12 protein-coding genes are annotated in these 14219 nt (G+C 41.6%); 9 read left to right on the forward strand and 3 right to left on the reverse strand.

The annotated features are described in order from the left end of the window. Window positions 1–263: 263 nt before the first annotated feature. Both EF384_RS01415 and EF384_RS01420 read right to left on the reverse strand, forming a co-directional pair. Entirely contained in the window at window positions 264–1160 is an 897-nt protein-coding gene (locus EF384_RS01415; protein WP_123779209.1) for a sensor histidine kinase, read from the reverse strand. 16 nt (window positions 1161–1176) lie between these two features. After that, complete coding sequence (locus EF384_RS01420) at window positions 1177–1881, reverse strand: response regulator transcription factor (protein WP_305000406.1); 705 nt, start codon at window positions 1879–1881, stop codon at window positions 1177–1179. Between the two features lie 248 nt (window positions 1882–2129). On the opposite strand from EF384_RS01420, the gene EF384_RS01425 reads away from it, so the two are divergent. From EF384_RS01425 to clpB, 3 genes are all read left to right on the forward strand, one after another. Then, window positions 2130–3491 (forward strand): Y-family DNA polymerase, encoded by a 1362-nt coding sequence (locus EF384_RS01425; RefSeq protein ID WP_123779210.1) that lies wholly within the window; start codon window positions 2130–2132, stop codon window positions 3489–3491. Then, on the forward strand, window positions 3484–3963 hold the full coding sequence (locus tag EF384_RS01430; protein ID WP_123779211.1) for a hypothetical protein: 480 nt from the start codon (window positions 3484–3486) through the stop codon (window positions 3961–3963). The genes EF384_RS01425 and EF384_RS01430 overlap by 8 nt, the downstream gene beginning before the upstream one ends. 148 nt (window positions 3964–4111) lie before the next feature. Next, on the forward strand, window positions 4112–6733 hold the full coding sequence (clpB, locus tag EF384_RS01435; RefSeq protein ID WP_123779212.1) for an ATP-dependent chaperone ClpB: 2622 nt from the start codon (window positions 4112–4114) through the stop codon (window positions 6731–6733). Window positions 6734–6808: 75 nt separating this feature from the next. On the opposite strand, the gene EF384_RS01440 is transcribed toward clpB, so the two are convergent. Next, window positions 6809–7138 carry a hypothetical protein gene (locus tag EF384_RS01440; RefSeq protein ID WP_123779213.1) on the reverse strand — a complete coding sequence of 110 codons (330 nt, stop codon included), beginning with the start codon at window positions 7136–7138 and terminating at the stop codon, window positions 6809–6811. Window positions 7139–7344: 206 nt separating this feature from the next. Between EF384_RS01440 and EF384_RS01445 the strand changes: the two genes are divergently transcribed. The 6 genes from EF384_RS01445 to tgt all read left to right on the forward strand — a co-directional run bounded on the left by EF384_RS01445 (window position 7345) and on the right by tgt (window position 14068). Further along, complete coding sequence (locus tag EF384_RS01445; protein WP_123779214.1) at window positions 7345–8796, forward strand: glycoside hydrolase family 1 protein; 1452 nt, start codon at window positions 7345–7347, stop codon at window positions 8794–8796. A 689-nt stretch (window positions 8797–9485) separates the two neighbouring features. Further along, window positions 9486–10100, forward strand: coding sequence for an NfeD family protein (locus tag EF384_RS01450; RefSeq protein ID WP_123779215.1), 615 nt, complete (start codon window positions 9486–9488; stop codon window positions 10098–10100). Beyond that, a complete protein-coding gene (gene floA / locus EF384_RS01455; RefSeq protein ID WP_123779216.1) occupies window positions 10090–11088 on the forward strand; it encodes a flotillin-like protein FloA in 999 nt (332 codons plus the stop codon). The genes EF384_RS01450 and floA overlap by 11 nt, the downstream gene beginning before the upstream one ends. Next, window positions 11088–11819 (forward strand): hypothetical protein, encoded by a 732-nt coding sequence (locus EF384_RS01460; RefSeq protein ID WP_123779217.1) that lies wholly within the window; start codon window positions 11088–11090, stop codon window positions 11817–11819. The genes floA and EF384_RS01460 overlap by 1 nt, the downstream gene beginning before the upstream one ends. A gap of 108 nt (window positions 11820–11927) precedes the next feature. After that, window positions 11928–12683 carry a sugar phosphate isomerase/epimerase family protein gene (locus EF384_RS01465; RefSeq protein ID WP_123779218.1) on the forward strand — a complete coding sequence of 252 codons (756 nt, stop codon included), beginning with the start codon at window positions 11928–11930 and terminating at the stop codon, window positions 12681–12683. A 242-nt stretch (window positions 12684–12925) separates the two neighbouring features. Next, window positions 12926–14068 carry a tRNA guanosine(34) transglycosylase Tgt gene (gene tgt / locus EF384_RS01470; RefSeq protein ID WP_123779219.1) on the forward strand — a complete coding sequence of 381 codons (1143 nt, stop codon included), beginning with the start codon at window positions 12926–12928 and terminating at the stop codon, window positions 14066–14068. The last annotated feature ends 151 nt before the right edge of the window (window positions 14069–14219 follow it).

Here is a 14219-nt window from a genome sequence, read left to right on the forward strand (position 1 = left end):
AAAAGTATGAATTGTTCAGGTATTTATCTCTTCCAGTGCTAGCTGCCCTGAACGCCCGCCGCGCTCACATCCTATAGTCGAGTTCGAACCTCCAGAAAGCCCTGCGCTTCAGACTATATTGCGCCACACTGTGTGTCACTGCTATAGTCTTCCACCGGTGGCTTTCTGAGCGTCGGTTCTCTCATCCTTATTTTATACAAAAATGTCGTAAATCCGTCACGTCGTGTTAGGATCTACGGCATTTTTTGTCGTACGCGTATGATTTATTTATCCTGTTGATGGAAATGGATGTCGAACTGGCTACCTTGGCCCACGGTTGATGCCACGGTCACGGGTTGTTGCAGGCGTTGGCTCGCCAATTGGACCAAATACAAACCTAAGCCGGATGATTTTTCATTCAATTGACCATTGAAACCGGCATAGCCCTTGTCGAAAATCTTCGGCAAGTCGCTGGCTTGGATGCCTTTGCCAGTATCCTTAATCGACAAGATTTGCTTGTCAGCATCAAAGCTAATCCAAATTTCCCCATTTACAGTATATTTCAGGGCATTATTTAAAATCTGTTCAATCATCAGGCTAGTCAAATTGGCTTCAGTCACCACTTGGACATGCAAGAGCTCGTAATGCAAAGTGACTTGTTGATGGATAAATTGCGTGCGATATTTCTTGATGAGGGGCCGAATCATTTCATCCAAGGCGACTTGACTAAAGGTCATGTCCCGGTCAGGATTGGTTAGCTTGAGATAATTTAGGGCCATGTTGGTGTAGTTTTCAATGGCAACCATTTCCTGTTTTAAGGCAGGAATCGCCTCACCGTCCGTGTTGTCGAGCAGGAGTTTGCTGGCGGTAATGGGCGTTTTCATTTGATGTACCCACATGATAAAGTACTCTTCCATATTACGACGCTGATTCACCGCAGTATTGTGCTCGGTCAGGCGTTGCGCTTTTAACAAATCATTCTCATGCTTTAGATCCAACTGGCGGTGACTGTAAATTGCCTTGGCTGCCAAATAGATGACAGATAGGATAAATAGGAGCCAGAAAATGATGCTATAGATGGCCATGGGTAGGTCAAATAATTGGAAAATGAGGGCAATCAGGATGAAAACCACAGCCATATAGACAATGGTAAAACCCTCTTTTTTGATGAAATTGCGCATGCTTGTCCTCCTTTAGCTAAGGATTATCCGCCGTCGCTTGCGGGTCCACAAGCCGGTAACCCATATTCTTCTTCGTTTCAATCAAGTCATCCAGACCGATAGACCGTAATTTTTTCCGGATGCGACTCATATTCACCGCCAAGGTATTGTCGTCGATAAATTGATCGTTTTGCCAACAAAAATCAAGGATACTGTGGCGCGTAACGACTTGCCCTGCATCACGAAAGAGGCTAATCAGAATCTGCAACTCCGTAAAAGTCAGATCAATCGTTTGCCCCTGATAGGTCAGCGCAGATTGCGTTGGCTGCAAGCGCACACCCGCAAAGGCAAACTGTTGGTCGGCAGATTGGTCCGCAAAATCATAAGTTCGTCGCAGCAAAGCTTGAATCTTGCTGATCGTCAGCTGCATATCAATCGGTTTGGTAATATAATCGTCCGCCCCCATCTGCATGGCCATAATCATATCCATGGGCTCCGAAACCGACGAAATGAAGATAATTGGCACCTTCGACTGACGCCGGATGCGGTCTGTCCAGTAAAAACCATTATAGGCCGGCAAATTCAAATCCATGAGAATCAGATGGGGCGCTTCCCGAACAACATCAGCCTCCACCTGGTCAAAGTCTGACACAATATAGGTTTGATACTGCCATTTTTCCAAATTCGCGGCTAATTCCCGCGCAATCACCATATCATCTTCCACCAGCATGACCTTCATCATTGTGCCACCATCCTTTCAATTTCATATCGTTTAGTATATATAAAATTAGTGTAGCATATCCCAGTCCGACTTTTAACGCTAAAAAAATAAACTTCATCAAGGGCGATAATACTCGCTTTTGCCGGCACTAGCAAAATTCTCATAAAAAAGGGCTTGAATTTACCGAACACACGTTCTATTATTATATAGAACATACGTTCGGTTTTTCGAACGCGTTTTGCAATCGGCCAAGAGAAGGAGGGCTAACGATGTTTGCAAATAATTTGTCATTCGACTACTCAAAAGAACCAAGTAGAGATATTTTATGTATCGACTGTAAGTCATTTTATGCGTCAGTGGAGGCTGTCGAACGTGGGTTAGATCCCTTAACGACCAAGCTAGTGGTCATGTCCTATTACGACGAAACAGGTGGTCAAAGCAGGGGTTCTGGGCTGATATTAGCCAGTTCCCCCGCTGCCAAAAAAGCCTATCACATATCCAACGTTACCCGTGCCCGCGATCTACCTTATCCTTACCCGAAAGATTTGGTAATCGCCCAACCCCGCATGCGCCTGTACATGGAAAAAAACCAGGAAATCAATAAAATCTACAAACGCTATGTCGACGAAGCCAACCATCACGTCTATAGCGTCGATGAAAGCTTTCTGGATATCACCGATTCCATGAAATTATTTAAAGCGTCGAGTGCCTACGAAATGGCCCAAAAAATTCAGCAAGAAGTCTACGAGGAAACCGGCATTTACACGACCATCGGCATTGGCGATAATCCTTTTCTAGCTAAGGTAGCGTTAGATGTTGGGGCGAAAAAGACGAGCGATATGATTGCCGAGTGGCGTTATGAAGATATACCCGACACTTTATGGCAGATTCCCGATATCACCGAGGTCTGGGGCATCGGTCACCGTACAGCCCGCCGTTTAAAAGGGATGGGCATTAATACCGTCTACGACCTTGCCCACACGTCCTATCCTGTTTTAAAAGATAAATTAGGGGTCATTGGTGGCCAATTATATGCCCACGCTTGGGGGATAGACCGGTCTTTTCTCGGAACCCCTTATGCCAGCAAAGACAAGTCCATCGGCAACAGCCAAGTCTTGCCCAGAGACTACACCAACCGTGACGAAATCGAAATCGTCGTCAAGGAAATGGCCGACCAAATTGGGACCAGACTCAGACGAGCTGGGGCACAAGCCCAAGTAATTGGTTTAGGCATTGGTTATTCGATGGATTATGTCGATGGTAATGGCAAAAGGGGTGTCCACAAGCAAATGAAAGTCACCGCAACCAATCAAAGTAAAGTCATCGCGCAAGTAGCCTTATATTTATTATCCTTGTTATATGACCATCAAGTAGTCCGCCATATCTCCTTATATAGTGGCAACTTGGTTTATCATCAAGCAGTTCAACTAGATTTATTCCAATCTTCAAATGAACAAGTGGAAAAAATCAAGGTGGACCATATTGTGGACCGTATCCGCAAAAAATACGGCTTTAAAAGTGTTGTCTATGCGTCCTCCTTACAAACAGGTGGTCGTGCCATTGAACGGTCTAGTTTAGTGGGTGGTCACGCAGGGGGTATGGCCGGAATTGAAGGTGAGGGTCATGGCTAAAAAATTTAATCGCATTGAACCTTGGGAAGTCCCCGCTGTCAAAGAACATCAACATATCTCGGTCTTGAAGCGCAGTCGGCATCCACGCACGCGTAAACATTTTGTGCCTTACAACGAATACGAGGACCGTCCTTTTGGCTTAAAATGGGCGACAGCCTATGCCATGGATGAATTGGTGAAAGGGATTCACGCTAATCATAAGGATGCAGCCAAAGTGTCGGTACCTTTACCTGAGATGACAAGGAATCAAATTGATGCTGTTTTACAAGAGGCGTGGTTGAAGCATTATCCAGTGTCGATTCAGTTATCTTTGAAGGATGATTTAGGTAGATATCTAGATCAAATCGACGGTTGGTTTCACGGCGAGGCAAATTATTTCTACTTTATGTTGGGGAGTAGGAAGGTTTTATGGGAGGATGTACGTCATATCCAATTGGTCAAAGAAAGCAAATGGTCAAACATTGACTTCTAATTTTTTACTTTTGACAAAAGTTGGCGTAAGCTTGATATGGCAAGATTTACGCTGTGAAAAAATATAAGTTAAAAGTAAAAAATATTGTTTGACCAATCCTGACCAAACTGTTATAATATATACATAAAGCAAAAAGGAGAGATGTGTTATGGCAAATATGGAAATGACTACAACCTTACAAGAGGCCATCGCAAATGCACAACAAATTGCAATTACCCGTAAACATCAAGAAATTGGGATTCCCCATATGTTTACAGCGCTAGTGCAACCTGGTAACTTTGCTTATGACTTTTATGAAGACTTAAACGTTCCAATGGCAGATTTAACAACAGAATTAAATAAAGAATTAGACGCAATTCCAGTCGTAGAAGGTGGCAATGTTCAATATGGACAAGGCGTATCGCGTGGTTTTGGTGAATTAATTCAAAAAGCACAAAAACGTGCAGAAAAAAATGGCGATGAATTTTTAGCAACAGAAATGGTTTTAGCCGCAATCTTTGACCTTTCTTATACAGAATTAGCGAAATGGTTCAAAGCCCACAATATTAAAGAAAAAGATGTCGTCGACAAAATCGCTGACTTGAGAAAAGGTGATCGTGTGACTTCTAAACAAGCAGAAGAAAATTATGAAGCCCTAGAAAAATATGGGGTGGACTTGGTTGAACAAGTTCGTGCAGGTAAAATGGATCCGATTATCGGACGTGACGAAGAAATTCGTGATGTCATTCGTATTTTATCTCGTAAATCAAAAAATAACCCAGTCTTAATTGGTGAACCAGGTGTTGGTAAAACCGCAATTGTTGAAGGTTTAGCGCAACGTATCGTCCGCAAAGACGTACCTGATAACTTACAAGATAAAACCATCTATTCATTAGATATGGGTTCTTTAATTTCCGGTGCTAAATATCGTGGTGAATTCGAAGAACGTTTGAAATCAGTATTGAATGAAGTGAAAAAGGCTGACGGCCGTATTATCCTCTTCATCGATGAAATCCACAATATCGTGGGTGCTGGTAAAACAGAAGGTTCTATGGATGCCGGTAACTTGTTGAAACCAATGTTGGCACGTGGTGAATTGCATTTAATCGGTGCAACAACCTTAGATGAATATCGTCAATATATGGAAAAAGACAAAGCACTAGAACGTCGTTTCCAACGTGTATTGGTGAAAGAACCAACTGTAGACGACACGATTTCTATCCTACGTGGCTTAAAAGAACGTTATGAATTGCACCATCAAGTAACCATTCATGACCAAGCCCTAGTAGCTGCGGCTGAATTGTCTGACCGTTATATCACAGACCGCTTCTTACCAGATAAAGCCTTAGACTTAATCGATGAAGCTAGTGCCGAAATTCGTGTACAAATGAACTCATTGCCAACTGAATTAGACCAAGAACGTCGTCGTTTGATCCAATTGGAAATTGAAGAAAAAGCCTTATCTGAAGAAACAGACGAAGCAAGTAAACGTCGTTTGGCTGAACTTCAAGAAGAATTAGCTGAAGTCCGTGAAAAAACCAACCAATTGACCATGCAATGGCAAGTGGAAAAAGGTGGCATGTCTGATATTAACGAAAAACGTCAAGCCATTGACGATGCAAAACATGCCTTAGAAGTAGCGGAAAATGACTACAATCTAGAAGAAGCTGCTAAGTTACAACATGCGGTCATTCCACAATTGGAACATGAATTAGCTGAAATGGAAAAAGCCTACCATGAACATGCAGACAATGCATCACAACGCTTGGTAGAAGAATCCGTTACAGAAGATTCAATCGCAGCCGTTGTATCACGTGTAACTGGTATTCCAGTAACCAAATTAGTGGAAACTGAACGTGAAAAATTACTTCACCTAGATGATACCTTACATATGCGTGTCGTTGGTCAAGATGAAGCCGTAGAAAGTGTTACAAATGCTGTATTACGTTCACGTGCGGGTATCCAAGACCCTAACCGTCCATTAGGTTCATTCCTATTCTTAGGACCTACTGGTGTTGGTAAGACTGAATTAGCAAAAGCCTTAGCTGAAGCTATGTTCGACTCTGAAAACAACATGGTTCGTTTAGACATGAGTGAATACATGGATAAAATCAACGTAACGCGTTTAATCGGTGCAGCCCCTGGTTACATTGGTTACGAAGAAGGCGGTCAATTGACTGAAGCCGTACGTCGTAATCCATACACAGTTGTCTTATTAGACGAAGTGGAAAAAGCCCATCCAGATGTATTCAATATCTTGTTACAAATCTTAGATGATGGTCGTTTAACTGACTCTCAAGGTCGTATTGTAGACTTCAAGAATACTATCATCATCATGACAAGTAACTTGGGTTCAGATGCCTTGTTAGACGGTACAGATGAAAATGGTCAAATCGATGACGAAGCACGCGAAGCTGTTCAAAATGCATTAAGAATGCACTTCAGACCAGAATTCTTGAACCGTATCGATGACACCATCCTATTCAGACCATTATCACAAGCTGATATGGGCGGTATCGTTCGCAAGATGTTAGCTCAATTGGGTGACCGTTTAGCTAGCCAAGAAATTGAAGTAACATTCAGCGATGAATTAGTTCAATGGATTGGTGATACAGCCTACGATCCACAATTTGGTGCACGTCCATTACGTCGTTTCATCACTAACCGTGTAGAAACCCCAGTAGCACGTGCCATCATTGCAGGCAAAATCAACAAACAACAACATGTGAATATCACGCTTGATGACAATCATGAAATCAAATTTGATGTCACTGACATGGTAGAAGCATAATAAGCAAAGGATAAAACCTTAAATAGAATAGACAAGCGAGTAATTCCTAAAAACAGGACTTGCTCGCTTTTTTTGTTATTTCCTCTTTTTATGAATGAACCAATCAATTATAGAATTGGCGATGAAACAGATAGCTAAGGTTGAGCCTAGAAATCCTAAGGAATATACCACGGCCGTGCGGGTATCAGTGGACCACATTTTTTCTTTAAAAAGGAAAAAGCATAAGGTAGCAGTAATGATAAATACGACTGCTTTTAAAAGAAAACCTTTGATGCTAAAAGTAAGGTTATCTTCATCAAGTTCATCATAATTATTCCCCAGTAAACCACTTAGCTCAATCTTATATACATTACGAAAAGAATGATCATCCTGAGTACCCTTATGGTTAATGTCCTTTTTGTTCATAAGCTTCGCCTCCTAAAAATGCGTTTATTATCTATTTTATCATATAAAATTAAGCTTTAGTTTGATGAAACTAAGTGAGAAGCTAGGGTGCTAATAAGTGAAAGTATTTTTTGTTGAAGTCATTCTTATAAAAGATTAGGATATATTTATGATAACGTTTACAAAATGGTAGCTATTTTTACATCAGATCAGGGGGTTCACGAAGAATGAGTAGAAAATTTCCAGATAATTTCATGTGGGGCGGCGCAATTGCAGCGAATCAAGTTGAAGGTGCGTGGAATGTTGATGGTAAGGGTTTGTCGGTAGCGGATATGGCTACCTATAAGCCTAATGTTGATAATCAGGACTATGCCAAGCATGTGAATATTACGAGCGAATTTATCGATAAAGCGAGAAAAGACACGAGTGACAAGGATTATCCAAAACGTAGGGGGATTGATTTTTACCATCACTACAAGGAGGATTTAGCCTTGTTTGCTGAGATGGGCTTTAAAACGTTGCGTTTGTCTATTGCTTGGAGCCGTATTTTTCCCACGGGAGAAGAAAGTGAACCCAATGAGTTAGGCTTACAATTCTACGAGAATGTTTTTAAAGAGATGAAACGCTTGAATATTGAACCGATTGTAACTTTGTCGCATTACGAAATGCCATTGACCTTAAGCAATAAATATAATGGATGGGTATCACGTACTGTTATTGATGATTTTGTGCGTTTTTCGACGGCTTGCTTTAATAGATATAAGGACTATGTGAAGTATTGGCTGACATTTAATGAAATCGACAGTATTCATCGCCATCCCTTTACGACAGCGGGTATTGTGAATGATAAATTAACGCCAGGAAAAGAAAAACAAGAGATTTACCAAGCTTTGCACCATCAGTTTGTAGCTTCAGCGATAGTGACGAAATTATGTCATGAAATTATTCAAGGTAGCCAAGTAGGTTGTATGATTACAAAATTAACCACGTATCCTTTGACGCCAAAACCGGAAGATGTTGAAGCAACGTTGAAGAAAAATTTGGAAAATTATTTCTACTCAGATGTTCAAGTTTTTGGTGAGTATCCAAAATTGATTTTGAGTCAACTTGAACGTCAAGGGATTCATATTCAAATGACTGAGGAAGAGTTGAAAGTATTGAAAGAACATACGGTGGACTTCATTTCCTTTAGTTACTATATGTCTATGACGGAATCGGTTGATCCGGATGCTGACCGGACACCTGGAAATACCATCGTTGGGGTGAAGAATCCATATTTACCAGCTACTGAATGGGGTTGGCAAATTGACCCTAAAGGCTTGAAAATTTCATTAATTGAGCTATACGACCGCTATAAGAAACCATTGATGATTGTGGAAAATGGTATGGGTGCCAAGGATGTTGTGGAAGATGGGCAAATTCACGACCCATACCGTATCAAATATTTCCAAGAGCATTTTGAACAAATGTGGGAAGCAATTGAGGAAGGTGTCGATTTATTCGGTTATACCTCTTGGGGTCCAATTGATTTGGTGAGTGCAAGTACATCACAAATGTCAAAAAGATATGGCTTCATCTATGTTGATCAAGATGATGAAGGCAATGGTAGTCTAGAAAGAATGCGTAAAGATTCCTTCTATTGGTATAAGGGTGTCATTGAAAATAATGCCATTGATTAATTGAAGGAATAATAAGGATAAACCCCTGTCGCGCAGCCGGCAGGGGTTTTTTCATACTTAAAATCTTTTATAAGTAAGATTGTATATATCCCAATATAAATAAACGCTATTTGGCTACTTGGAGGTGCTGTAGTTTCAAAAATGAGAAAAAATGGTTCACACAGAAGCTTTTGTGATTTCATTATTTGAAGTTGGTTCTTTCGAAGCATTTTAAGAATCATTTTTTCTCATAAAAAGTCACACAAGGCATTGAAAGAACCAAATAGCGTATTTTTTGAAGCGTATATATACATTGTTGGGGGTTAGGAAGATTATTCTTCAAATGACACGTCTATATCTTCCACTGGTGGCTTTCTGACCGTCGGCTCTCACATCCTATAAAGTTGAGCTCCAATTAGCATACCCAACTCCACTTCAGACTATATTGCGCCACACTGCGTGCGTCACTGCTATAGTCTTCCAGTGTTTGGGTCTAAGCGCTAATTGTCACATCCTATAAAGTTGAGCTCCAATTAGCATACCCAACTCCACTTCAGACTATATTGCGCCACACTGTGTGCGTCACTGCTATAGTCTTCCAGTGTTTGGGTCTAAGCGCTAATTGTCACATCCTATAAATAAACTCGTTTCGTAGTGTAAGCATTTTCTTGGTGTGTTAAAATAGTGTTAGAGAAACGGAGGTGGCATCGTTGGAAACGGTCATTTTTTCAATCGGTATTCTAGCACTTATTGCTGGGTTGATGACACGTCACTATATGATCGGTGGTATTGTGAGTGTGGCAGCCTTCTTGGGTTATTTTTCACTTTCAGAAACGGGGTCATGGTTATCCTTAATCATGTTTGCGGTGGGGACGATTTTGGTAATCGCGGAAATTTTCCTGCCGACTTATGGGATATTGGGTGTTTTAGGGCTTCTTTTTGGTGCAGGTGGCATGGTTGGTCAAAATGGTAGTTTTGCGGCCGGCTTGATTGATATTGTCATTGGTGCCTTGGTTGGTATCGTTACATTCTATATCTTGGTCAAGCTAGGTTATAAGATGCCCTTCAATGAGAAAATCGTGTTGCACAATGCCCTCAATAAAGAACGTGGTTTTCAGTCGCAGACAGTGGATATGCAAGCTTACATGGGACAAGCTGCGGTGACGATTACGCCGTTACGGCCCACCGGAAAAGCTACTTTTCCCAATGGTCAAATTTTAGAAGTTGTCAGCGACAATGAAATTATTGGTGCTGATGAATCGGTTACGGTTGTTACTATTCGCAATAATCAACTTTTCGTAAGGAGGAGTACACATGGACACTAACATTTCAGGACTCATCGGGCTTTTACTCTTGGCCTTTGTAATCATCATTTTATTGGTGCTATTCTTTACATTTGTGCCAGTTGGACTATGGGTTACGGCTTATTTCTCTGGTGTGCAGGTCGGCATCGGCGATTTAGTCGGAATGCGCCTACGTCGGGTAAATCCAATTCATATCGTCAAACCGTTAATTAAGGCGACGAAAGCTGGATTAACCATCAATTTAAATGATTTAGAAGCCCATTACCTAGCGGGTGGGGATATCAATATGGTGGTGGATGCATTGATTGCAGCCCAACGTGCCAATATTGATTTGGAATTTGAACAAGCAGCTGCCATCGACTTAGCTGGTCGTGATGTGTTTGAAGCTGTAAAAATGTCTGTAAACCCTAAGGTAATCGAAACGCCGATTGTCGCAGCCGTGGCTATGAACGGGATCGAGGTTCGCGCTAAGGCTAAGGTTACCGTGAGAGCGAACATTGAACGCCTTGTCGGGGGTGCTGGTGAATCAACCATCATCGCGCGTGTAGGTGAGGGGATTGTTACAACTGTAGGGTCTTCAGCGACCCACTCTATCGTCCTTGAAAATCCAGATGCGATCTCACAAACGATTTTACGTAAGGGGCTAGATTCAGGTACGGCCTTTGAAATTCTATCCATTGATATTGCGGACGTGGATGTTGGCCGTAACATCGGTGCTAAACTACAAGCGGAACAAGCAGAGGCGGACAAACGAATTGCCCAAGCCAAAGCCGAAGAACGTCGTGCCATGGCGGTTGCCCAAGAGCAAGAAAATATTGCCAAGACGCAAGAGATGCGCGCTAAAGTAGTGGAAGCGCAATCCTTAATTCCACAAGCTATTGCGGAAGCCTTTAGAACAGGTAAAATTGGGGTAATGGACTACTACAATATGCAAAATATTCAAGCTGATACGAAAATGCGTGAAAGTTTATCTGAAGGAGAATCTGATACAAAGACAGGTGAGCAATAATGGATATAACGCTCGTCTTTTTAATCATTGGGATCATTTGGGCCTTCATTGGCGACGGGAATAAAAAGCGTGCTGAAAAACGTGTGAAAGAATCAACACAGGTGAATCCAAATCGTAGTGAGTCGCCAGTACAAACGCGAACATCGAATCGTAAACGCTCGACCAATCCTTTTAATCAACTAGTTGATGAGTGGAAAGCACTTGTTGAAGAAGAGGTGGCCAAAGGGCGTGCGACCGGTAAGGTAAATAGACCTATGGATCTGAGTGAACCTAGAAATGCGGCTAAGACCAATCGTCCAGAACGCATAAGTAAGGCGACGAACACAAAAGTCGCGGATACCGCCCAAGTAACAGCTTTTGGTGAGGGCGAATCCTATGAAGACAGTATTGCTTCTCTGGAAGGCGAGTCACTTGAAGGTATGCCACTTGAAATCGGTATGAGTGACGAGGGTTACTTTGACCGTGAAATGGACAGAGTCGATCGCGATTTATCAAGTGCTTTGGAACAAATGGATGCCACATTTGAACAGGAATCCCAACAATTAAACAAGGAATTGGACAAATTGTTTGCCCACATGGACGAAGGCGGTCAGGCATTTGAATTGACCGCATCAACCAATACTAAGGCCAAATCAACGGCCGCCAAATTGGGCTTAACCAACAAAAGTGAAATCAAACGCGGTATATTATTGAAAGAAATATTAGACAAACCCTTGGCAAAACGCGGTTAACGTAAGCACCGCAACAAGAAAATAGCAAGCGCCTACGATTGGAGCCTAGGAACAACACCCTTGGGCTCCTTTTTTCGCAATCAACATACAGATAGGATGAGTGTATAAATGAACTGGGTATTAAACACAATTGCATATGGTGATTTGGTAAAAAATGATAATTTTGGTCAATTAGACATGCTGCAATCAATTCACGAAACTGGTTTTCAAACAGTTGAGCTTCGTAGCGAGTACTTTGATGGCAGTGAAGAAGAATTACGCGACCTCAAAACCACTAGCCGCGACCTGGGCTTGAAGGTATTTTTATCCATACCGGCACCTTTATTTGAAGCGGGTAAATTAAACGCCAAGCTAGATGAGTTCCTAGCTTTAGCACAAGCAGTGGGTGCTGTACAATTGAAAATCAATTTGGGTCGATATGACCCTGCAACTGTTGCCGATGACATGGTTGTTGTCAACGACAAGATTGCGACAACAGGTGTGGTTATCGTGTTGGAAAACGACAATACACCGGAAATGGGGTCTAGTGATTATTTCAAAGGCTTCCTTGAAACGTATGGCAATGACCAAGTTGGTATGTGCTTTGATGTAGGGAACTTCTTATTTTTCCAAGAAGATCCGGTTGAAGCTGTCAAAAACGTTTTGCCATATATTCACTATATGCATTTAAAACAAGTGGAAGAAGCAACACAAGCGTCATTAGCGGGATTATCAGTGGGGGATGTAGATATTACCAGCATTCTAAAATTGGTTGATCCAGCCATTCCGGTAGCCGTAGAGTGCCAATACTTAGCGAGTGATGTGGATGAAGTAGCCGAACAAGTCAAAACGGATTTAAGTAACACTGAAGCTAGTTTAGACTAATGCCTATCAGGTGGTAGGGTGCAATTCCTTTTGCTTTCCCACTTGCTTGCACGTTTGAAGCGTGGTAACATTGTTGAGTTGTCAATATTTATTTATACAATGAAGCAAGTTACGGAAGCTGAGGCATTCAGTTTCGGATATTCACGTATGGCGATAGCCATCGCCTACATCAAAATACGCGTGCAAAAGGTCAATGTGATCTTTTTGTAGGTGGTAATTATCACTAGAAGGAAGGTTCTGCAATGACGAGTAGTGCATTAAATTTTACGTTACACAAGAAAGAAAAGCATACTGGGGCACGTCTAGGTACAGTTGAAACCCCACATGGTTCAATTGAAACACCTGTGTTTATGCCTGTAGGTACGCTAGCAACGGTTAAGTCTGTCTCTCCAGAAGAGTTAACTGATATGAACGCACAAATCATTTTATCCAATACCTATCATCTATGGTTACGTCCAGGGGATGATTTGGTCAAAGAAGCCGGTGGTTTGCATAAGTTTATGAACTGGGACAAGCCAATTTTAACGGATTCAGGTGGATTCCAAGTTTTCTCATTGGCGGATACGCGTAAGATTGAAGAGGAAGGGGTAACTTTTAAATCTCATTTAGATGGGAAGAAGTTGTTCTTGTCTCCTGAAAAGGCGATTCAAATTGAGAATAATTTAGGTGCGGATATCATCATGTCTTTTGATGAGTGTCCAGATTTCAACCATGATTATGATTATGTGAAAAATTCAATCAACCGTACAACACACTGGGCTGAACGTGGTTTGAAGGCGCATGAACGTTCGAATGACCAAGCTTTATTCGGTATTTTACAGGGTGCTGGATACAAGGATTTACGTTTACAACATGCTAAAGACATGATTTCATTGGATTTCCCTGGTTACTCTATTGGTGGGTTATCTGTGGGTGAATCTAAGGAAGATATGTATGAAGTGTTGGATTATTTAACACCTGTAATGCCGGAAAATAAACCGCGTTACTTGATGGGTGTGGGTAGTCCGGATGCCTTGATTGAGGGTGTTATCCGTGGTGTCGACATGTTTGACTGTGTATTACCAACACGTATTGCGCGTAATGGTACTACAATGACTAGCCAAGGTCGTGTTGTCATTAAGAATGCACAATATGCACGTGACTTTACACCACTTGATCCAGAGTGCGATTGCTACACTTGTCGTAACTATTCAAGAGCATATATTCGTCATTTAATTAAAACAAACGAGACTTTTGGTATTCGTTTGACGTCTATTCATAACTTGCATTTCTTGATCAACTTGATGGAACAAATCAAGGAAGCTATCCGTGAAGACCGCCTGTTAGACTTTAGAGATGAATTCTTCTTACGTTATTACGGTGAAGTCAAAAAGTCTAATTTCTAGGCGAGAGGCCGTCCTTTTCACAAAAGATTTGAGCGGATGTGAAAGTGGCTACAATTTTCCATATTTCCAACCCGTATTTTATGCACAAATGGTCGGTTTTATGGTAGGATAGTGCTACAATTAAAAAGTTATGAAAATTACAAATTAGAGA

It is taken from the genome of Aerococcus agrisoli (assembly GCF_003797145.1).
Classification (GTDB): domain Bacteria; phylum Bacillota; class Bacilli; order Lactobacillales; family Aerococcaceae; genus Aerococcus; species Aerococcus agrisoli.

Coding starts and splice junctions, on each gene's coding strand:
- EF384_RS01415 (WP_123779209.1), bottom strand. CDS start 1,160: ATGCGCAATTTCATCAAAAAAGAGGGTTTTACCATTGTCTATATGGCT.
- EF384_RS01440 (WP_123779213.1), bottom strand. CDS start 7,138: ATGAACAAAAAGGACATTAACCATAAGGGTACTCAGGATGATCATTCT.
- EF384_RS01430 (WP_123779211.1), top strand. CDS start 3,484: ATGGCTAAAAAATTTAATCGCATTGAACCTTGGGAAGTCCCCGCTGTC.
- tgt (WP_123779219.1), top strand. CDS start 12,926: ATGACGAGTAGTGCATTAAATTTTACGTTACACAAGAAAGAAAAGCAT.
- floA (WP_123779216.1), top strand. CDS start 10,090: ATGGACACTAACATTTCAGGACTCATCGGGCTTTTACTCTTGGCCTTT.
- clpB (WP_123779212.1), top strand. CDS start 4,112: ATGGCAAATATGGAAATGACTACAACCTTACAAGAGGCCATCGCAAAT.
- EF384_RS01445 (WP_123779214.1), top strand. CDS start 7,345: ATGAGTAGAAAATTTCCAGATAATTTCATGTGGGGCGGCGCAATTGCA.
- EF384_RS01420 (WP_305000406.1), bottom strand. CDS start 1,881: ATGATGAAGGTCATGCTGGTGGAAGATGATATGGTGATTGCGCGGGAA.
- EF384_RS01460 (WP_123779217.1), top strand. CDS start 11,088: ATGGATATAACGCTCGTCTTTTTAATCATTGGGATCATTTGGGCCTTC.
- EF384_RS01425 (WP_123779210.1), top strand. CDS start 2,130: ATGTTTGCAAATAATTTGTCATTCGACTACTCAAAAGAACCAAGTAGA.
- EF384_RS01465 (WP_123779218.1), top strand. CDS start 11,928: ATGAACTGGGTATTAAACACAATTGCATATGGTGATTTGGTAAAAAAT.